Source organism: Flavobacterium sp. RSSB_23 (genome assembly GCF_051547145.1).
Taxonomy (GTDB): Bacteria; Bacteroidota; Bacteroidia; order Flavobacteriales; family Flavobacteriaceae; genus Flavobacterium.
Genome location: NZ_JBPTTO010000012.1, coordinates 26,148 through 45,919 on the forward strand (window position 1 = coordinate 26,148; position 19,772 = coordinate 45,919).

The 19,772-nt window shown below is 32.0% G+C and carries 18 protein-coding genes and 1 other RNA gene; 13 read left to right on the forward strand and 6 right to left on the reverse strand.

What is annotated here, in order from left to right; genetic code table 11:
• The first annotated feature begins 4 nt into the window (after window positions 1–4).
• The 3 genes from ACSVH9_RS14485 to bshA all read left to right on the forward strand — a co-directional run bounded on the left by ACSVH9_RS14485 (window position 5) and on the right by bshA (window position 2,372).
• Entirely contained in the window at window positions 5–487 is a 483-nt protein-coding gene (locus ACSVH9_RS14485) for an ABC transporter ATPase (protein ID WP_438064329.1), read from the forward strand.
• 79 nt (window positions 488–566) lie between these two features.
• Window positions 567–1,169, forward strand: coding sequence for a phosphatase PAP2 family protein (locus ACSVH9_RS14490; RefSeq protein ID WP_438064330.1), 603 nt, complete (start codon window positions 567–569; stop codon window positions 1,167–1,169).
• Between the two features lie 69 nt (window positions 1,170–1,238).
• The gene (gene bshA, locus ACSVH9_RS14495) at window positions 1,239–2,372 is read left to right on the forward strand and encodes an N-acetyl-alpha-D-glucosaminyl L-malate synthase BshA (RefSeq protein ID WP_438064331.1); all 1,134 of its coding nucleotides are present in this window, start codon (window positions 1,239–1,241) and stop codon (window positions 2,370–2,372) included.
• Window positions 2,373–2,418: 46 nt separating this feature from the next.
• Here the strand turns inward: bshA and ACSVH9_RS14500 are convergent, their stop codons facing one another.
• Entirely contained in the window at window positions 2,419–2,850 is a 432-nt protein-coding gene (locus ACSVH9_RS14500; RefSeq protein ID WP_438064332.1) for a hypothetical protein, read from the reverse strand.
• Window positions 2,851–3,211: 361 nt separating this feature from the next.
• Between ACSVH9_RS14500 and aroC the strand changes: the two genes are divergently transcribed.
• The 3 genes from aroC (at window position 3,212) to ACSVH9_RS14515 (ending at window position 7,979) form a co-directional block, all read left to right on the forward strand.
• Window positions 3,212–4,273, forward strand: coding sequence for a chorismate synthase (gene aroC, locus ACSVH9_RS14505; protein ID WP_438064333.1), 1,062 nt, complete (start codon window positions 3,212–3,214; stop codon window positions 4,271–4,273).
• Between the two features lie 64 nt (window positions 4,274–4,337).
• Window positions 4,338–5,594: a dicarboxylate/amino acid:cation symporter gene (locus tag ACSVH9_RS14510; protein ID WP_438064334.1), complete on the forward strand. Its 1,257-nt coding sequence runs from the start codon at window positions 4,338–4,340 to the stop codon at window positions 5,592–5,594.
• Window positions 5,595–5,774: 180 nt separating this feature from the next.
• Window positions 5,775–7,979, forward strand: a complete 2,205-nt coding sequence (locus ACSVH9_RS14515) for a response regulator (protein WP_438064335.1) — start codon at window positions 5,775–5,777, stop codon at window positions 7,977–7,979.
• Here ACSVH9_RS14515 and ACSVH9_RS14520 read toward each other — a convergent pair.
• Window positions 7,976–9,226, reverse strand: a complete 1,251-nt coding sequence (locus tag ACSVH9_RS14520; protein ID WP_438064336.1) for a DEAD/DEAH box helicase — start codon at window positions 9,224–9,226, stop codon at window positions 7,976–7,978. The two genes, ACSVH9_RS14515 and ACSVH9_RS14520, sit on opposite strands and share 4 nt — an antisense overlap.
• A gap of 133 nt (window positions 9,227–9,359) precedes the next feature.
• Window positions 9,360–10,400 (reverse strand): formimidoylglutamase, encoded by a 1,041-nt coding sequence (locus ACSVH9_RS14525; protein ID WP_438064337.1) that lies wholly within the window; start codon window positions 10,398–10,400, stop codon window positions 9,360–9,362.
• 88 nt (window positions 10,401–10,488) lie between these two features.
• Here ACSVH9_RS14525 and ACSVH9_RS14530 point away from each other — a divergent pair, with 88 nt between their 5' ends.
• The gene (locus ACSVH9_RS14530) at window positions 10,489–11,364 is read left to right on the forward strand and encodes a hypothetical protein (RefSeq protein WP_159684513.1); all 876 of its coding nucleotides are present in this window, start codon (window positions 10,489–10,491) and stop codon (window positions 11,362–11,364) included.
• A gap of 53 nt (window positions 11,365–11,417) precedes the next feature.
• Here the strand turns inward: ACSVH9_RS14530 and hutI are convergent, their stop codons facing one another.
• Together hutI and ACSVH9_RS14540 are read right to left on the reverse strand one after the other, a co-directional pair.
• Window positions 11,418–12,656 carry an imidazolonepropionase gene (gene hutI / locus ACSVH9_RS14535; RefSeq protein ID WP_438064338.1) on the reverse strand — a complete coding sequence of 413 codons (1,239 nt, stop codon included), beginning with the start codon at window positions 12,654–12,656 and terminating at the stop codon, window positions 11,418–11,420.
• A 90-nt stretch (window positions 12,657–12,746) separates the two neighbouring features.
• Window positions 12,747–13,820 carry a glutaminyl-peptide cyclotransferase gene (locus tag ACSVH9_RS14540; RefSeq protein WP_438064339.1) on the reverse strand — a complete coding sequence of 358 codons (1,074 nt, stop codon included), beginning with the start codon at window positions 13,818–13,820 and terminating at the stop codon, window positions 12,747–12,749.
• Between the two features lie 88 nt (window positions 13,821–13,908).
• Here ACSVH9_RS14540 and ffs point away from each other — a divergent pair.
• From ffs to ACSVH9_RS14570, 6 genes are all read left to right on the forward strand, one after another.
• Window positions 13,909–14,006: signal recognition particle sRNA small type (gene ffs / locus ACSVH9_RS14545), an RNA gene on the forward strand.
• 115 nt (window positions 14,007–14,121) lie between these two features.
• Window positions 14,122–14,925 (forward strand): SDR family oxidoreductase, encoded by an 804-nt coding sequence (locus ACSVH9_RS14550; protein ID WP_438064340.1) that lies wholly within the window; start codon window positions 14,122–14,124, stop codon window positions 14,923–14,925.
• Between the two features lie 13 nt (window positions 14,926–14,938).
• Window positions 14,939–15,778, forward strand: a complete 840-nt coding sequence (locus tag ACSVH9_RS14555) for a hypothetical protein (RefSeq protein ID WP_438064341.1) — start codon at window positions 14,939–14,941, stop codon at window positions 15,776–15,778.
• Window positions 15,779–15,828: 50 nt separating this feature from the next.
• Complete coding sequence (fsa, locus tag ACSVH9_RS14560; protein WP_315140450.1) at window positions 15,829–16,485, forward strand: fructose-6-phosphate aldolase; 657 nt, start codon at window positions 15,829–15,831, stop codon at window positions 16,483–16,485.
• A 229-nt stretch (window positions 16,486–16,714) separates the two neighbouring features.
• Window positions 16,715–17,530, forward strand: coding sequence for a M48 family metallopeptidase (locus ACSVH9_RS14565; RefSeq protein ID WP_438064342.1), 816 nt, complete (start codon window positions 16,715–16,717; stop codon window positions 17,528–17,530).
• 132 nt (window positions 17,531–17,662) lie between these two features.
• Window positions 17,663–18,985 carry an MFS transporter gene (locus tag ACSVH9_RS14570; RefSeq protein WP_438064343.1) on the forward strand — a complete coding sequence of 441 codons (1,323 nt, stop codon included), beginning with the start codon at window positions 17,663–17,665 and terminating at the stop codon, window positions 18,983–18,985.
• Between the two features lie 35 nt (window positions 18,986–19,020).
• Here ACSVH9_RS14570 and ACSVH9_RS14575 read toward each other — a convergent pair whose 3' ends face one another.
• Window positions 19,021–19,755: a head GIN domain-containing protein gene (locus ACSVH9_RS14575; protein ID WP_300977989.1), complete on the reverse strand. Its 735-nt coding sequence runs from the start codon at window positions 19,753–19,755 to the stop codon at window positions 19,021–19,023.
• Window positions 19,756–19,772 lie beyond the last annotated feature (17 nt).

The window sequence follows — 19,772 nt, forward strand, 5'->3', positions numbered from 1 at the left end:
AACTATGTACGTACCCTTTGAAAGTTTACCTGAGGAATCTAGAATATGGATTTATCAATCTAATAGAAAGTTTTCTGATGCTGAAATGACCGAAATAGAAGAAGCATTACAAGCTTTTTTGAAAGATTGGGCCGCTCATGGTACAAGTTTGGAGTCATCTTATCTTTTAAAATACAATCGTTTTATAATTATTGCAGTAAACCAAGAAGTTCAAGCTGCAACGGGTTGTTCAATTGATAGCTCGGTTGAATTCATCCAAAGTTTAGAAAAGAAATACGACGTAGATTTATTGGATAAGATGAATGTTACATTCAAATTAGGTGAACACGTTGCGCATAAACCTTTAATCGATTTTAAAAAAATGGTTAAAGACAAAGCAGTTACTGAAAATACCATTGTTTTTAACAACTTAGTCAACAATATTCAAGAATTTAATGAATCGTGGGAAGTCCCAGCAGCAGATAGTTGGCATAGCAGGTTCTTCTAAAAAATAGTAAAGAAATTTTAAACTAGATTATTTTAAATGTAATCTAGTTTTTTTGTTTTCAACCTTTCCTCATTTCTAAATGGCAAAAAAATATTTCATTCTTTTTTTATTACTATTCGTCTCACGTTTATTTTCGCAAAACTTTGATATCAATACGCTGCGTTCAATAAATGTAAATCGTAATGCAGATTTAGATGCTACTTTTAAACACGTTACTAATAGTTATGCAATAGTTAGTGTTGGGATTCCTTTGACTCTTTATACGGTTGGATTGATTGATAACAATACTGGATTAAGACAAAAAGCTTTATTTGTTGGGGAATCTGTAGCAGCTTCTGTTTTTATTACGATTGCTTTAAAAGAAACGATTAAAAGAGATCGTCCCGCTACTTCTTATCCTGAAATTGAAAAATTAACTTCATCAGGCGGATATTCAATGCCTTCAGGTCATACGTCAATTGCTTTTGCAACAGCAACCTCTTTGAGTATGGCTTATCCCAAATGGTATGTTATTGCGCCATCTTTTGTATGGGCATCTGCAGTTGGCTATTCAAGAATGCATCTAGGTGTTCATTATCCTACAGATGTTATAGCTGGAGCTCTTGTTGGTAGTGGTTCAGCCTATCTAACTTATAAAATCAATAAATGGTTGAATAAGAAAAGAAGTAAAGAACAATTATAGTTCATTTTTAACTTTTCTTAACTTTTAATAACTCATTTTTGAGTAAATTCGTTACCCTAAAATAAATACATGAAAATAGCAATTGTTTGTTATCCCACATTTGGTGGAAGTGGTGTTGTAGCAACAGAATTAGGTCTTGAACTAGCAAGAAGGGGACACGAAATTCACTTCATAACATATAGTCAGCCAGTTCGTTTAGCACTTTTAAATCCAAATGTGCATTACCACCAAGTGAATGTTCCTGAATATCCATTATTTCATTACCAGCCGTATGAACTTGCGCTTTCCAGTAAGCTAGTTGATATGGTAAAGCTGTATAAAATAGATGTGCTTCATGTACATTATGCCATTCCTCATGCTTATGCAGGTTATATGGCTAAACAAATGCTTAAAGACGAGGGTATAAACATACCTATGGTTACTACATTACATGGTACTGATATTACTTTGGTTGGAAATCATCCTTTTTACAAACCGGCTGTTACTTTTAGTATCAATAAATCTGATTTTGTAACCTCGGTTTCTGAGAGTCTAAAAGCGGATACGCTTAAATTGTTTTCTATTAAAAATGAAATTCAGGTGATTCCTAATTTTATTGATTTAGATAAAGAAAAAAAAGACCCAAATACGCCTTGTCATAGATCCGTAATGGCGGCAGCTGATGAAAGAATAATTACGCATATTAGTAATTTTAGAGGAGTAAAGAGAATTATTGATGTTGTTAAGATATTTTATAAAATTCAAAAAGAGATACCTGCCAAATTAATGATGGTTGGGGATGGGCCTGAAAAAGAAAAAGCCGAAGAACTTTGTTTTGAGTTAGGAATTCAAGACAAAGTAATCTTTTTTGGGAACAGTAATGAAATTGATAAAATTTTGTGTCTTACTGATTTGTTTTTGTTGCCTTCTCAAACCGAAAGTTTTGGATTAGTAGCTCTTGAAGCTATGGCCTGTTCTGTACCTGTTATTTCTAGTAATTCTGGTGGTTTGCCTGAAGTCAATTTTGATGGTTTTTCAGGTTTTTTAAGTGATGTTGGCAATGTTGATGAAATGGCTAAAAATGCCTTAGCAATTTTAAAAGATGATGATGTTTTAAATAAATTTAAGAGAAATGCTTTAAGTATTGCTGAAAAATTTGATATAAAGAAAATCTTGCCCTTATATGAAGATCTCTATCAGCGAGCAATTCAAAAATACCAATAAAAAAGGGAAGCAAAACTGCTTCCCTTTTTTATTGGTTTGATAAAGATTAAAATACATATCTTAAGTTAAGTCCGAATCCTCCTGCGTGAAAGTCAGTGTCTTCAACAATCCAAAGTGTAGGTCTCCAATCTAAACCTAAGGCTATTGGAGCTCCTTTGAATTTGTATTCAAGACCAATTTCACCACTTGCGCCTAATAAGAAATCATCTCCAATAAAAGCAGAAGGTCCAACACCTAAATACCAATTAAAAGATTCTCCTCCAAGAGGTCTGTAGATAAAATCATATAGCGCTTCTACACCAACTCCTCCGTTGCCGAAAGAAACATCTGCGTGAATACGGCTAAATTTACCAGCAGAGAATACAGCATCTACTGCAACATCATTACCAGTGACATCTCCAAATCTAACACCAATTTCTTGTGCACTAGCAAAATGTGATACGCCCATAAAAAACATTCCTAAAAGTAATTTTTTCATAATTTGTAGTTTAAATAATTAGTATTTATGCAGTTAACGTAGGTAAAGTTAAAAAAAATATAAGTACTCATAATTTATTTTAATTTTTTAACAATAAAAAGATGTTTAAACTATAAAAGAATTCATCTTCTTGTTTTTGTTTTTTAAGTTGTTTATGGCTGTTTTTACATCAAATTGTCTTTTTGTTTTATTTGTATTGACTTTTTTAAAAGGTTTATAGTTAAAATTTATTTTTATTATTGTTTAAAAAGGAAAAATTTAACTAAAAAACATTGTTTTGTATTAAAAATTTCAAAATATAACCTAGGCGAAATTTTTTTGTTTAATTCTTAAAACTTACATTTGCTTAAAATTTTTTAAAATGGCAGGAAATAGTTACGGAACACTATATAAGATAACTACTTTTGGAGAATCACACGGAGAAGCTCTTGGCGGAATCATTGATGGTTGTCCTCCAGGAATCACAATTGATTTTGAAGCGATAGAATTAGAAATGGCAAGGAGAAAGCCAGGTCAATCCGCTATTGTAACTCAAAGAAAAGAACCAGACGCAGTACAGTTTTTATCTGGAATTTTTGAAGGAAAAACTACTGGTACTCCTATTGGTTTTATTATTCCCAACACGAATCAGAAGTCGAATGATTATTCTCATATAAAAGACAATTATCGCCCTAGCCATGCGGATTATGTTTATGACCAAAAGTACGGTACACGTGATTATAGAGGCGGAGGAAGAAGTTCTGCTAGAGAAACAGCAAGCAGGGTTGTTGCTGGTGCTATTGCAAAACAAATGTTGTCTAATATTAAAATCAATGCTTTCGTATCTTCGGTAGGACCTCTTTTTCTCGAGAAACCTTATCAAGACATTGATTTTTCAAAAATTGAGAGTAACCCTGTTCGTTGTCCCGATGAAGAAATGGCAGCGAAAATGGAAGAGTATATAAGAGATATTCGCAAGCAAGGCGATACCGTTGGTGGAACTGTAACTTGTGTAATTCAAAACGTTCCTGTTGGATTAGGAGAGCCAGTTTTTGATAAATTACACGCTGAGTTAGGAAAAGCCATGCTTTCTATTAATGCCGTTAAAGGTTTTGAATATGGAAGTGGTTTTTGCGGAGCTAAAATGAAAGGCAGTGAACACAATGATTTGTATAATGCAGATGGTACCACAAAAACAAATCTGTCTGGTGGAATTCAAGGTGGTATTAGTAACGGAATGGATATATATTTCCGAGTAGCTTTTAAGCCTGTTGCGACAATTATGCAAATGCAAGAAACAATAGATAATCAAGGAAATATTGTAGAAATGACTGGAAAAGGAAGACACGACCCTTGTGTTGTTCCAAGAGCAGTTCCAATTGTTGAAGCAATGGCAGCAATTGTTTTGGCAGATTTCTATTTGTTAAACAAGACTTATTTATAGATTCAAATTATATTTTAGTATTTTAACGAGCTAAATACTTTCAAAATTAATATTTAAACAACCAATGGAATCAAACCAAACTTCTAAGAAACCTTTTTTCAAAAGTCTAACAGGACAAATCTTAATTGCTATGCTATTGGGTGCTGTATTAGGTGTAGTAATACATAATTCTGCATCGACAGAAACAGCCCAAGAATTTAGTAACAAAATAAAGATTTTGGCAACTGTATTTATTCGTTTGGTTCAAATGATTATTTCTCCATTAGTTTTTACAACTCTTGTTGTAGGAATAGCAAAATTGGGTGATATAAAGGCAGTTGGAAGAATTGGTGGAAAGGCTTTAGGATGGTTTTTTACTGCTTCTTTTATTTCTCTTTTAATAGGGATGTTCTATGTGAATATTTTAGAGCCTGGTGTTGGATTGAATCTTTCAAATGTAGATGCTGCTTCAGTATCTGATGTTACGTCAAAAACACAAAGTCTGTCCTTTAATAACTTCATCGAGCATATTGTTCCTAAAAGTATTTTTGAAGCGATGGCCACAAATGAAATCCTTCAAATTGTTGTTTTTTCAATCTTTTTTGGATTAGCTGCTGCTTCATTAGGAGAAACGGCAAAACCTATTGTTAATGCAATGGATAAAATTTCTCATATTGTTTTAAAAATGGTGAATTTTGTCATGAATTTTGCTCCTATTGGTGTTTTTGGTGCAATTGCAGGTGTTTTTGCTGTAAGAGATTTTAATGAACTAGCGATTACTTATTTTAAGTTTTTCGGTTCGTTTTTGATAGGAATAAGTACTTTGTGGGTTATACTTATTTTAGTTGGTTATTTCTTCTTGGGAAAACAAATGAAAGTTTTGTTGCAACGAATAGTTAGCCCATTGATTATTGCTTTTGGTACTACAAGTTCTGAAGCTGTTTTTCCAAAATTAACCGAAGAATTAGAGAATTTTGGGGTAAAAGATAAAATCGTTTCTTTTATGCTACCACTTGGTTATTCATTTAATCTTGATGGAAGTATGATGTACATGACATTTGCTGGTATTTTTATTGCTCAGGCATATGGGATTCATTTGGATTTGCCAACTCAATTTACAATGTTATTTGTTTTGATGTTAACTAGTAAAGGGATTGCTGGTGTACCAAGAGCTAGTTTGGTAGTTGTTGCTGCTACTTGTGGGATGTTTGATATTCCTGTAGAAGGAATTGCTTTAATTCTTCCAATAGACCATTTTTGTGATATGTTTAGAAGTGCTACAAATGTATTAGGAAATGCATTGGCTACTTCCGTAGTTGGAAAATGGGAAGAAGATAAATAAAATAGAATCATATTTTTTTAATAGAACCTGCTTGTAAATTAAGCAGTTTTTTTTAGTCTTAAAAAAATAACATTATACGTGTTAAATTGTGATAATTTTTAAATTACTTAAATAAATTTCTGAAATTAAATGATTATTTATTTATATATAAATGTATATTTGAATAAATAATGAGCGGTTATGTTCCCAAATCGAGTTGTATTATTCTTTGTTTTATTTTTCAGCTTAAATTCTTTTTTAACTGCTCAAAATGCTGATTTTGTAAGAAATAGTCTTTTACAAAAGTCAAGACAGGCGACTAAATACTTTAGGGAACAAGATTTTGAAAAGTCTCTATTGCTATCAAGAGAAGTTTTAAAAAAAGCATTATTAATAAATGATAGTGTTTTGATAGCTGCTTCTTACAATACTATTGGTTCTAATTACAATGAATTTTCGGAGTTTGACAAATCGATTGAATATTATAAGAAAGCATTGTTTTATGCTAACAAAACTACAAATGATAGTCTAAAATTTAAGGTTAATAATAATTTAGGAAATTTATATTGTTTTGAAAAGGGACAATATGAGCTAGGAATTAAGCATTATAAAAAAGCTATTTTTCATAGCCAAAACATTTCTAATCATACCTACACTTTACTTACCAGCTTAAATCTTACATGGGCTTATTTCGATAAGTCTAATTTTGAAGAAGGCTTGTTGTTTTTAAATTATTGTAATGCAAATTTTAAGGAATATGGAAGTGATGCTTTGAGTGTTGTTTACCAAATGGTTAATGGTATTTACAGTTCTCATATTGGTGATTACAAAAAAGCTAGAGTATTTTTTGAAAAAGCAATTTTATTAGGGTATAAGTATAATGAATTGAACGATGTTTCCTATGCGCATAATGAGTTTTCAAAAATGCTTTTTAGAATGGGCAATTATAAAGAAGCTTATATTCATCTAAATAAATTCAATGAAATTAAAGACAAAATATACAATGAAGATAAACTTTTTAAAGCTTCTATTGCGGGCTTAAATCTTGAGCTTGATGAATACAAAAGGGAATTAACTAAAATCGAGCTTATAAAAGAAGCACAAAATCAAAACCTTAGGAAATCCAAAATCATTGTTATTTTATTTGTAATTGTTCTTTTTGTTTTGCTAATGTTGATTTTTACTTTGATAAGAAACAATAGTTTTAAAAGAAAAGTTAATAGAGAATTGACCATTGCAAATAATGATTTGTTATTGGCTAAAGAAAAAGCTGAAGAAGCTTCACAAATGAAATCTCAGTTTGTCTCCACTATTAGTCATGAGTTGAGAACACCTCTATATGGAGTAATTGGAATCACAAACATGCTTATTGATGAATATAAAGATTTATCCAAAAGTCAGCATTTAAGTTCCTTAAAGTTTTCTGCACGATATTTACTTTCACTAGTAAACGATATTTTACAAATTAATAAAATAGAAGAAAATAGGGTAGTGCTTGAGAGTATGACTTTTAATATTTATGATGAAATAGAAATGATTATTCGTTCTCTCTCCTTTTTGTCTCAAAACAATAAAAATAAAGTGGAGTTGCTGGTTGACCCCAAAATCCCAGAATACGTGATTGGAGATAAGTTACGTTTCTCTCAAATCATTATGAATTTAGTAAGCAATGCGTTGAAGTTTACAAAAAACGGAATAATTTCAATACACGTTGTTCTAGAAAAGAAGGAAGGAAAAATAAATCATATTGGTTTTAAAATAAAAGATACTGGAGTAGGAATTGCTGCTGTAGACCAAGATAAAATCTTTGATAAGTTTGTTCAAGTAGGTCGAAATGATACAGATTATCAAGGTACAGGACTTGGATTGTCTATTGTTAAGCGATTGTTACATCTATTTGGAAGTGAGATTACTTTAGAGAGTGCAATTGGACAGGGAACAATATTTAGTTTTAGTATACCTTTTGAAAGTGATCTTGATAAAACGAATGATTTAATAAACAATATTAGAGTTGATTTGTCAACCAGTCAAATCTTTAAAGTATTGGTAGTTGAGGATAATAGAATAAATCAATTGGTAACAAAAAAGATAATGGAAAAAAATCTCTATAAATGTTGCGTAGTTGATGACGGATATGAAGCTTTGAAAATTCTTGAAACCGAAATTTTTGATATTATTTTAATGGATATTAATATGCCATTATTGAATGGGTTTGAAACTACCCGTTTGATAAGAAATAAAAACATTAGCACTCCAATTATTGCTTTAACGGCTTTTGATAAAGAGGAAATATCAGAAGAGGCTATTTCTGCAGGAATGAATGATATAATTATCAAACCATTTGATCAATCGAAGCTTTTTAAAGCTATGAGTACATTAATATATGATGCAAAAAACGTTGGTTAGTACCAACGTTTTTTATTTTGTTTTGCATTTGCAGATTTTCTTGATTTATGTGCTCCACCACTTCTGTTTGAATTTTTTGGTTTTTCATTTGGTGTTACAGGGTTTCCTGATTGCCATGGATAGGGGTGATCACTGATAGTTTTAACATCAACCTTAATTAGCTTTTGAATGTCTTTCCAATATGGGTGCTCATCTTTTCCACAAAAAGAAATGGCTATACCACCATTTCCAGCACGACCTGTTCTTCCAATTCTATGAACATAGGTTTCAGGTATATTAGGTAAATCAAAATTAATTACAAAAGGCAATTGATCAATGTCTATTCCTCTTGCAGCAATATCTGTAGCTACAAGAACTCCAACTTCTTTGTTTTTGAAAGCATCTAAAACTCTTTGTCTGGCATTTTGTGATTTATCGCCATGTATTGCTTCTGCCGGAATACCTTTTTTACGTAATGCTTTTACAACGTTGTCTGCACCATGTTTTGTTCTTGAAAATACTAAAACATCAGTTAGATTTTCATTTTTAATTAAATGGTATAAAAGGTTTCTTTTTTCTGATTTCTCAACAAAATACAAGCGCTGTTCTACTTTTTCTGCTGTAGAAGATACAGGAGAAACCGTAACCGTAGCAGGATCAGTTAAAAACATTTCTGCTAATTCTCTAATTGCAATTGGCATTGTTGCAGAGAAAAGAAGCGTTTGTCTGTTTTTTGGAGTTAGTTTAACGATTTTCTTTACATCGTTTACGAATCCCATATCTAGCATCTGATCTGCTTCGTCTAGAACTAAAGTGTGTAAATGATCTAAGTTGATAAAACCTTGTTTATGAAGGTCTAATAGTCTTCCTGGAGTAGCAATTAAAACATCAACTCCTTGTCTTAAGGTATCGACTTGAGGATTTTGTGAGACACCTCCGAAAATAGTTAATTGCGTTAGATTAGTATATTTTGCATAGGTATCAAAATTTTGTCCAATTTGAACAGCTAATTCTCTAGTAGGAGTTACTACAAGCGCTCTAACGACCTTAGCTTTTTTTGATGACCCTACGATTCGATGTAACTGATGGATGATAGGTATTGCAAATGCAGCAGTTTTTCCAGTTCCTGTTTGAGCACAACCTACTAAGTCTCTACCAGACAAAACTAGCGGAATGGATTGTTCTTGTATTGGAGTTGGCTCTGTGTAGCCTTCTTCAAATACTGCTTTTTGTATACTTTTTGAAAGGGATAAATCTTCGAATAACATATTTTTTGAAATTTAAATTCTTTGTATAGTACAAAGAATAAGGCAACAAAGATAGTGTTATTATTTTTGTTGCCTATTTTATTTAATAATCGAAGGTTTTTCTTTTAAATTATCGAAAGGTTTTGTTTTTACTTTATAGTAAATTTAAGTTGTATCCTTTTATGAAATCGGTTACTAAATAACCAATCAATTTTCCAATTAAGTGATTGTTTTTTTCTTGGTCTAAATCTGGAGCTCCTTCACAAATATGAATATAAGAAGCGTTTTTTTGCTTAGCAAAAAAGGAAATAAAACTTCTTAATTCTTCTATTGAAAAACCACTCAAAGTCATTGCACTACTGGCAATATTTGGAATTGCATCCAAGTCAATTTCTATTCCAAAGGGGTCATTTTTAATAAAATCTAGTGCTACAGCCATTTCTTGTCTGAAGTTTTTTTCTTTTCTAATATTAATGCTATCGTATGTATTATAGCGAACTCGATCTTCAAGTTTCTTAATAATGTCTAGTACACTTTTCGAGGTATAATTTTCGTGTAAACCAAAAATGAAGTATTTTTTAAGAAAACCTTCTTCAAATGCATAGGAAAAACCATTGCCACTGTGTCTTCCTTCAAGAATTCTGAAGTCGGAATGAGCATCGAAGTTAACAGCATTAATTGCTTTTCCTTTTGCTAATGCGGTTCCTTTTATGTTTCCGTAGGAATTGTTGTGTCCACCGCCAATGATAATAGGTATTTTGCCCGCTTGAATAATTTTACAAACAATATAAGATACTTCTTTATCAATTTTCTTTACTAATTGACTGAGTTTTGATCGGTCATCTACATCATTGAAGTCTAGATTTTCTACTTCATTCATTTGTTCTTGGACATCTATTTGTCCTAAAACAAGAATTTGACTGCCCTTGCAAAAACGATTATGCTGGATATTTGCAATGCTTTTTATAGCGCTTTCCCATGCTGATGCTGCTCCGGGTCTGCCATAATTAGCTCTAATTCCTATGTCTTCAGGAATTCCTAATAAAACATATTTTGCCTCAGTAGTTTTAATAAAGGAATTAAGATCCGTGTCCTTTGGTATGGTAACCATTTTTTCACCGAACTTAATTTCCCCACTTCTATGATTGGTAATTTTAGCCAGATCACTTGCCGTGAATTGGATTAATTTTTCCATTTTTTTTATTTCAAAAATACTATAAATATGTTAACAGACGTTATACCTTTGTATTATATCCCTAAATTTGAATAAAAATTAAAAAAGCATGGAAAAACAACAAAACAATTCAAGTCTAAAGGCAATTATTGCCGTTTTAGCAGTATTATTAGTAGGTAGTTTAGTATATATTTTCAAAATGTCATCCGACGCAGAGGTGGTTAAATCGGAATTAACAACGACTTTAACGGAGAAAGAATCTGTAATGAAGGATCTACAAACGTTAAAAACAACTTATGACGCAGCAATTGCTGAAAATACTTCAATGTCTGAAGAATTAATCCAAGAAAGAGACAAAATCGTTGCTCTTATGGACGAGTTAAATCAATCTAAAGGCGATGTTTCAAAATTCAAGACGCAATTATCAGCTTTACAAAACAAAATGAAAGCTTTGATGACAGAAAATGAAGGATTGAAAATTGCAAATGAAAAAGTAACTGCTCAAAGAGACAGTACTGTAGTAGTTTTAGGTGAATCCAAAAAGTTTAATGAGGTTTTAGTTGGTCAAAACGAGGAGCTTTCTAAAACAGTTGAAAAAGGTGCAAAATTAACTATTTTGAACACCAAAACATCAGCTTATAAATTGAGAAGTTCTGGTAAACAAATTGAAACAGATAAAGCAAGTAGAGCAGATATCTTAAAAATTAGTTTTACCATTGCTGAAAATCAAATTGCAAAATCAGGCGACAAAACTTATTATGTTCAGGTAATTGATAGTAAAAACAATGTTTTAGGAGAAAAACAAACTGAAACTTTTGGTGAAAATACTTTGACCTACAGTTTTGCTACAACAGTAACATATGAAAATAAAACTGTAAATGTTTCTGAAGATTTACCAGGTAAAAACTTTGAAAAAGGAGCTTATTTTATCAACATTTTCGATAAAGATGTATTGGTTTCTAAAACAAGTTTTACTTTGAGATAATAAAGAAAATTTAGATTTTTATAAAAAAGGAGGAATGTAAATTCCTCCTTTTTTTATTGATAAAGCTTGCCATCCAATAGTACACTTTCTATGAGATTACTTCCAAAAGCATAAGGAATCTGATAGTAGGAAGGAATAGGTTTTGTGATGATAAGATTTGCTTTTTTTCCAATAGTAATACTTCCATGAGTAGAACTGATTCCCATAGCGTATGCTCCGTTTATGGTAGCAGCATTTATTGCTTCTTCAGGTGTCATTTTCATTTTGATACAAGCTGTCGCGACAACAAAGTTCATATTTCCAGACGGTGTAGAGCCAGGGTTAAAATCTGTGGCTAGAGCTAGCGGAAGCCCTGCTTTTATCATTTCACGTGCAGGAGTGTAAGGAATACTCAAGAAATAAGAGCAAGACGGTAAAGCAACTGGCATTGTTACGGTTCCTTTTAGTACTTCTATATCTTCGGGTTTCATTATTTCAAGATGGTCAACAGAAAGCGCTTTGTTTTGGACTCCAATTTGAATTCCACCAATAGAATTGAATTGATTGACATGGATTTTTGGTTGCAAGCCATATTGAATTCCAGCCGCAATAATTTTTTCGGTTTGTGCTACGGTAAAATAATCGTTTTCACAAAAAACATCGATAAAATCAGCTAAATTTTCTTTAGCAATTTCAGGAAGCATCTCATTAATAATTAAATCAATATAGGCTTCTTTATTGTCTTTGAATAGGCTAGGGAAGGCGTGTGCTCCTAAAAAAGTAGCTTTAATTGCTATAGGGTAGTTACTGGCCAATTTTTTTATGACGCGTAACATTTTTAACTCTCCTTCTACGGTTAATCCGTATCCCGATTTTATTTCTACGGCACCGGTACCCAATTGTATTACTTCTTTAAGTCTATCTTCTGATTGGCGAAACAATTCTTCTTCGGAGGTTTCGTTTAATTTTTGAGCTGAATTTAATATGCCACCACCACGATTTGCGATTTCTTCATAAGTCAAACCGTTGATTCTGTCTACAAATTCTTGTTCACGATTTCCAGCGTAAACAATATGAGTATGACTATCACACCAAGAAGGGAATACAATTTTACCACTGGCATCAATAGTTACGTCGGCTTTTATATTGGGTAAGCTTTCCATTGGACCAAAATCCGATATCAAATCATCAGTAATAACCAAATACGCATTTTTGATGGTCGGTAAAATAGACATTTCTTCACCAGAAACCTTTGTAATATCTGAGTTTCGTACTTGCAAAAGTTCTTTTATGTTGGTAATTAATGTAATCATAAGTATGAAGTGTATAAACACAAATTTCACAAATTATCACGAATACATTCATGAAATCTGTGAAACTTGTGTATTTTTTTTAAAAATAAATTATTCTGAGACTTTAATCTCAAACATTTTATCCCAATTTTTTCCGGTTACAAAAAAAGTTTTTGTTTTTGTGTTATAGGCGATACCATTCAAAACATCGGTATCTATTTTTTGGGTGATTTTCTTTTTTAAATCGGCTAAATTTATAATCGCTTCAACTGCTCCATTTTTTGGATTAATTACAGCGATTGCATCTTTTTGATAAACATTTCCATAAATTTTACCATTTACCCATTCCAATTCATTAACAGCTTTAATTTTGCTATCAAGAGAATAAACAAAAATACTACCAATAGGTTGAAAAGTGTTGGGGTCTAGAATATGAATATTCTCTGTACTATCTGTCATGTATAAATTTGTACCATCTGTTGTTAGTCCCCATCCTTCCATATTTTTAAAATAAGGGAATGTTTTTTCTTTTTTGAAGGTGTCAGCATTATAAACATAACCCTCGTTATTTTTATACGTTAATTGATATACTTTGTTGTTAAGAACGGTAATGCCCTCACCAAAAAACTTTTCTGCTAGTTCTACTTTTTTATAAATCTTTCCTGTTCTATAATCTGTTTTTCTTAAACTTGAAATTCCTTTTTTTCCACTTGCACCCTGACCATTTCCAGTGCCTTCAAAAAGAGTATCTCTATAGAATTCTAACCCTTGAGTATAAGCCGCTGTATCATGAGGAAATGTATTGACGATGGTGTATTTTAATAATTTTGGTTGAACATCAGAAACCAATTCTACTCTAGCGTTCGCTTCAGAACTATCTCCTCCGAAATAAACCAAGGCTTTTATGTTTTGGTAACCCAATTTTTGATTGTTAAATGGAAAATCAAGACCTGCATTTCCTTTAGTAGTGGAGATTTTAATCTCATTGATAAAATATACAATACTGTCAATTGTTTTAGAATTGGGATTCAAAACACCAACTTTTAAGACATCTTTTGCTGTGTAAAAAGGTTTAAAAGTAGAATTATCAATAGTAAAAATAGAATTTTCGCCATTTTTTGTGTTACCACAGTTAGTTAAAATAATTCCTAATAAAATGATATAAAGGAGGTTGAGTTTTTTCATTTCTAATTTTTTTGATTAAGCCAATATACAACGATATTTTTAAGAGTCAAAGCTCTTGCAAAAATATAAAAAGATTGTATATTTGCACCGGCAAGTCCTACACGACCAGCTCCTGCAGACTCCCCCAGGGTGGGAACGCAGCAAGGGTAAGCGGTTGAGCGGTGCGATGTAGGTCGCTTGCCTTTTTTTATTTTATTCAATACAGTCTTCCTCTTGGAAGATTTTTTTATTTTTACCCAATAGTGATTTTGATTTTGAAAATGATTTTGCCAAGTATTTGGTAAATAATAAACATAAAACAATGAGTAAAGTTGTATTGATAACAGGCGGGTCTTCGGGTATTGGTAAATCAATTGGTATTTATTTGCAACAAAAAGGTTTTGTTGTTTACGGGACCAGTAGAAATCCTGCTCTGAATAAAGATTCTGTTTTTCCTTTAATTAAACTTGATGTTAGGGATGTAGCATCAATTAAAGAAGCTGTAGATTATATTATTACTACTTCAGGAAAAATTGATGTTGTAATTAATAATGCTGGGGTTGGTATCACAGGGCCTTTAGAAGAGATTCCATCAGAAGAAATAAAAAATAATTTCGAAACCAATTTATTCGGTCCAATCGAAGTTATGAAGGCAGTTCTACCACAAATGCGTCTTCAAAAATCAGGATTGATTATTAATGTTACTTCTATTGCAGGTTATATGGGATTGCCTTACAGAAGTGTGTATTCTGCTTCTAAAGGTGCTTTGGAACTCATTACAGAAGCGCTTCGTATGGAAGTTCAGTCTTTTGGCATAACAATTACAAACATTGCGCCTGGCGATTTTGCAACAAATATTGCAGCAGGAAGATATCACGCTCCAATTGTTAAAGGTTCTGATTATGAAATAGTTTATGGTAATATACTTCAAGCTATGAATGAACATGTAGATAGTGGGAGCAATCCTCTCGAAATGGCAGAAGCAGTTTACAAAATCATCGAAACGCCTTCACCTAAAATTCATTATAAAGTTGGTGCTTTTATGCAGAAGTTTTCTATTGTTCTAAAGCGAATACTTCCTGATAAAGTCTATGAAAAAATGCTAATGAATCATTACAAATTATAAATAAAGTAAAATTATGTTTAAAAAATTACTATTAGTTTTTCCTATTGTTTGTCTAGGCTCAGTTAAAAATAATTTAAATTCTATTGAAAGAAAAGAACTCCAAGAGCCAAACTCTTTTATAGAAAACAAAGCAAATTCATCCGTAATTGATACCACAAAAAATAAAAAAGATTTCCACTTTTCTGGTACTGTTGATTCTAAAAATGAAGTTTTTAAGAGTATTTCTTATAAAAGACCTAGATTTATGTTTCTTGCAAATATTGCACAGAGTTTTAGATTAGCATCATCGCCTGATGGGTTAAATTATGAGCAAAAAAAATATTTTAAGGATTTGAAATCTGGATTAAGTTATGATTTAACAGCTTATTATTTAAAGGATGGTAGTAATGGTTTTGGTATCAAATATAATGTTTATCAATCAAGTGGAACTATTAGAAATCAATCACTATTTTTGAGTGATGGAACTGTCATTTCTGGGGACTTTAGCGATGACATTACGATTTCATTTATTGGACCTTCCTTTATTATTTCTGAAAATCAAAATTCTAAGTTAGGAGAAGCAAATTTAGAATTAGCTATTGGTTATATTTCGTATAAAAATGACTCAAGAATAATTGGAAATCCATTAAAGATTACTGGTGGTAATTTGGGTATGATTGGTGGAATGGGCTATCATTTTAGATTGGCTCCCAATTTTTTAATTGGACCTCAGATAAATTTCGTTGGAGGAATGCTTAAAAAGTTAAAGTATACTTATGGTGATGGTTCATCTGAAACCATAAAGTTAAACGAAGACGAATACGAAAATTTGTGGAGAATTGATTTGGCAATTGGTGCTAAATTAAGATTCTAAATTGTAGTTTTGTAAAATAAAATAAACACACAATTAAATATAAATCAATTATGAAGTTTTTTATTGACACAGCTAATTTAAGTCAAATTAAAGAAGCTCAAGCTTTAGGAGTTTTGGATGGAGTAACTACCAATCCATCTTTAATGGCGAAAGAAGGAATTACTGGAAAAAACAACATCTTAAAGCATTACGTAGATATTTGCAATCTAGTTGATGGCGATGTTAGTGCTGAAGTAAATGCCTTGGATTATGATGGGATGATTAAAGAAGGTGAAGAATTAGCTGAATTGCATGAGCAAATTGTTGTAAAATTACCAATGACTAAAGAAGGGGTAATGGCAGCGAAATACTTTTCTGATAAAGGCATTAAAACAAACGTTACTCTTGTTTTCTCTGTAGGTCAAGCTATTTTGGCAGCAAAAGCAGGAGCTACTTATGTTTCTCCTTTCGTTGGTCGTTTAGACGATGTTTCTACTGATGGTTTAAATTTAATTGAAGAAATTCGATTGGTTTATGATAACTACGGTTACGAAACTCAAATTTTGGCAGCTTCAGTTCGTCATACAATGCATATCGTAAATTGTGCTAAAATTGGTGCTGATGTTATGACTGGCCCACTTTCAGCTATTTATGGTTTATTGAAACACCCTTTGACTGATATTGGATTAGCTCAATTTGTTGCTGATTTTGAAAAAGGAAATAAATAAAAATTGATTTTTTTTATCAACATTTGATAATATTTATAATCAATTTTAGTTACAAAAAAAGTCTCATTTCATTCTTGGAATGAGACTTTTTGGCTTATTAAAATCTGATAGTCTAAATTTGTATTATACTTTATGCTTAGGTTTAGTTTCAGAAAAAAAAACAATAACTTGAGTCTTAAATAAAAAGGAAATAGAAATTTATGTATTTACTTAATTTAAAAAATGATATATGAGAAATTGTTACGGTGTTATTACGTTTTTAGGGTTGCTGTTTTTTTTATCATGCGCTACTAATCCAATGACTGGAAAAAAAACTTTAAATCTTGTTTCCAATAGTGAGTTGTTTCCAGCTTCATTTCAGCAATATGGTCAATTCTTGAAAGAAAATAAAGTAATCCAAGGTACTGCTGATGCCAAAAGAGTTGAAAATATTGGTATTAAAATAAAAGAAGCTGCTGAGAAATATTTAACCTCTATTGGTCAGAATCAATATTTAAATGATTATCGTTGGGAATATAAGTTGGTAGATAGTAAGGATGTAAATGCATGGTGCTTGCCAGGTGGAAAGATTGTTGTTTACACAGGTATTTTGCCTGTAACAAAAGATGATGCTGGATTAGCCACTGTTATGGCTCATGAAGTTTCGCATGCATTAGCCAACCATGGTGCACAACGTATGAGTGCTGCAAAGTTGCAAGGTGTTGGAGCGGTTGGTTTGGCTGTTTTAACTGGTGGTCAATCAGCAGAAAGTCAGTACATGTGGCAACAATTATACGGAGTTGGTTCTCAAGTAGGAGTAATGCTTCCCTTTAGCCGCGGACACGAGAGTGAGGCTGATAAAATTGGTTTGACTTTAATGGCAATAGCGGGTTATAATCCACAAGAAGCAATCGCTTTTTGGAAACGAATGGCAGCACAATCTGGTGGAAAATCACAACCAGAGTTTATGAGTACTCACCCTTCAGATGCGACGAGAGTTGCTAATTTACAAAACCTTGTACCAGAAGCAAAAGCCATTGCAGCTAAATTCGGAAAGGTATATTAAATTGAATATTTAGGAATAGATTAAAAACCAAGTTTCAGCTTGGTTTTTTTTTGACTATAATTTAAAGCGGTTTTATTTTCTTAATTGAAGAAAAAAGATATTTTTACATTACTTAAAAACAATCAAAAACATATGGCAAACTTACCTAAAGGAGATAAAAAATTACTGAATGCTTGGGCTTTCTATGATTGGGCAAATTCAGTATATACTTTAACCATTGCATCGGCGGTTTTTCCAATTTTTTATGAGGCTTTGTTTACCGATAAGAGTCATTATATTGATGTTTTTGGAATGCATTTAAAAAACTCAGCTTTAATAAGTTTTATTACGGCTTTGGCTTTTTTGGTAGTAGCTTTTATTTCACCCTTGTTATCAGGAATTGCTGATTATGTGGGGAATAAAAAAAGCTTTATGAAGTTTTTTTGCTACTTAGGAGCTTTGTCTTGTATGGGGTTGTATTGGTTTGATTTGGATTCAATTTATAGTGGATTGTTATTCTATTTTTTGGGTTTACTAGGGTATTGGGGAAGTTTGGTTTTTTATAATTCCTATTTGCCAGATATTGCTTTTACTGAACAACAAGATGCGATTAGTGCCAAAGGTTACTCTTTAGGATACATAGGTAGTGTGATTTTGTTGATTATCAATTTGGCGATGATTATGAAGCCAAAATTATTTGGAATCACAGGGACTGAAGGTGAAGCTGCAATGAAAGCGATGCGCTACTCGTTTGTGATGGTTGGAGTTTGGTGGATTTTATTCAGTCAGTATACTTACTATTTTTTGCCTAAAGGAAATAAAAAAACAGGAGAAGCTATAAATAAAGATATTATTTTCAATGGTTTTAAAGAGCTAAAAAAAGTATGGCTTATTCTGAGTGAAAATTTGCCGTTGAAACGTTATTTGTATGGTTTCTTTGTTTCAAGTATGGCGGTGCAAACAGTGATGTTGGTCGCTACTTATTTTGGTGCTCAAGAAATCGAATGGAAAACAAAGGAAGACAGTACCACAGGATTGATTATATGTATTTTGTTGATTCAATTGGTGGCGGTTGTTGGTGCTTATTTGACATCAAAAGCTTCTGAAAAATTCGGAAATATCAAAACCCTAATTGTGATTAACAGTTTTTGGTTATTACTTTGTATTGGTGCTTTTATAATTACTTCTCCTGACCAATTCTATATTATGGCTGCTTTTGTAGGTTTAGTAATGGGAGGAATTCAGGCTTTGTCACGTTCAACTTATTCTAAATATTTACCAGAAACTACCGATACGGCTTCCTTTTTTAGTTTTTATGATGTGGCTGAAAAAGTAGGTATCGTTATCGGTATGTGTGTGTATGGTATAATCGACCAAGTGACTGGAAGTCCAAGATTTGCTATTGTTTTCTTGGCTTTATTCTTTTTCATTGCGGTTCTTTTATTAAAACGTGTACCATCAAAAAAAGCGTCTTAAATAAAGACGCTTTTAGTGACTAAAAACAAAAATAATTAACCTTTAGAAATCTCACCTGAGCCATTCACTTTAGTGTCTTTTTTTGTTGGATTTCCATAATACACAATATCTCCTGAACCAGAAACTCTTGCGTATAGACTCTCAGAACAACTTACTTTCGTATCGCCAGAGCCCGAAATGCTGATTGAGGCTGTTTTTGATTTTAAATTCGAGGCATTGATGTCTCCTGAACCTGAAATACTGCTTGAGAAGTCATCGGCAGTTCCACTTAAAACGATGTCTCCAGAACCGCTCAAACTCATATTGAATTTTTGAGCATCTACAGCTAGTTTTAAATCACCAGAACCCGAAAGTTTTGCGTCAAAAGCATCTGTTTTGATAACATCTTTACTAACAATATCACCTGAGCCGCTTAATACCAAACCATTAATCGATTCAAAAGGAATAGTGATATGAACAGATTTTCCAGGCGATAATTTAAAATTGTATCCTTTCTCAGTTCCAATTTTTAAGACATTGTCTACCACTTCCACATCAATATAATCCAAAATATTTTGTTCTCCTTTGATGGTGATACTACCTTCTTTTCCAGATACTAAATCCACATCAAAAAAGCCCGAAACTTTTATGGATTCATAACTTGTAGTGGTTCGGGTTTCTGTAATCACATTCCCGTTGCCTTTAATTTGTTTCCCCATATTCCATTGCCCGTAGGAAAGGAAAGAGCTAAAGGACAGCAATAAAACACTTGCAATAGATAGATTTTTCATAAGTATTGTTTTTTTAT

Excerpts from the sequence above, each read along its gene's own strand:
- ACSVH9_RS14485 (WP_438064329.1), top strand. The coding sequence starts at position 5 with ATGTACGTACCCTTTGAAAGTTTACCTGAGGAATCTAGAATATGGATT.
- ACSVH9_RS14490 (WP_438064330.1), top strand. The coding sequence starts at position 567 with ATGGCAAAAAAATATTTCATTCTTTTTTTATTACTATTCGTCTCACGT.
- bshA (WP_438064331.1), top strand. The coding sequence starts at position 1,239 with ATGAAAATAGCAATTGTTTGTTATCCCACATTTGGTGGAAGTGGTGTT.
- ACSVH9_RS14500 (WP_438064332.1), bottom strand. The coding sequence starts at position 2,850 with ATGAAAAAATTACTTTTAGGAATGTTTTTTATGGGCGTATCACATTTT.
- aroC (WP_438064333.1), top strand. The coding sequence starts at position 3,212 with ATGGCAGGAAATAGTTACGGAACACTATATAAGATAACTACTTTTGGA.
- ACSVH9_RS14510 (WP_438064334.1), top strand. The coding sequence starts at position 4,338 with ATGGAATCAAACCAAACTTCTAAGAAACCTTTTTTCAAAAGTCTAACA.
- ACSVH9_RS14515 (WP_438064335.1), top strand. The coding sequence starts at position 5,775 with ATGTTCCCAAATCGAGTTGTATTATTCTTTGTTTTATTTTTCAGCTTA.
- ACSVH9_RS14520 (WP_438064336.1), bottom strand. The coding sequence starts at position 9,226 with ATGTTATTCGAAGATTTATCCCTTTCAAAAAGTATACAAAAAGCAGTA.
- ACSVH9_RS14525 (WP_438064337.1), bottom strand. The coding sequence starts at position 10,400 with ATGGAAAAATTAATCCAATTCACGGCAAGTGATCTGGCTAAAATTACC.
- ACSVH9_RS14530 (WP_159684513.1), top strand. The coding sequence starts at position 10,489 with ATGGAAAAACAACAAAACAATTCAAGTCTAAAGGCAATTATTGCCGTT.
- hutI (WP_438064338.1), bottom strand. The coding sequence starts at position 12,656 with ATGATTACATTAATTACCAACATAAAAGAACTTTTGCAAGTACGAAAC.
- ACSVH9_RS14540 (WP_438064339.1), bottom strand. The coding sequence starts at position 13,820 with ATGAAAAAACTCAACCTCCTTTATATCATTTTATTAGGAATTATTTTA.
- ACSVH9_RS14550 (WP_438064340.1), top strand. The coding sequence starts at position 14,122 with ATGAGTAAAGTTGTATTGATAACAGGCGGGTCTTCGGGTATTGGTAAA.
- ACSVH9_RS14555 (WP_438064341.1), top strand. The coding sequence starts at position 14,939 with ATGTTTAAAAAATTACTATTAGTTTTTCCTATTGTTTGTCTAGGCTCA.
- fsa (WP_315140450.1), top strand. The coding sequence starts at position 15,829 with ATGAAGTTTTTTATTGACACAGCTAATTTAAGTCAAATTAAAGAAGCT.
- ACSVH9_RS14565 (WP_438064342.1), top strand. The coding sequence starts at position 16,715 with ATGAGAAATTGTTACGGTGTTATTACGTTTTTAGGGTTGCTGTTTTTT.
- ACSVH9_RS14570 (WP_438064343.1), top strand. The coding sequence starts at position 17,663 with ATGGCAAACTTACCTAAAGGAGATAAAAAATTACTGAATGCTTGGGCT.
- ACSVH9_RS14575 (WP_300977989.1), bottom strand. The coding sequence starts at position 19,755 with ATGAAAAATCTATCTATTGCAAGTGTTTTATTGCTGTCCTTTAGCTCT.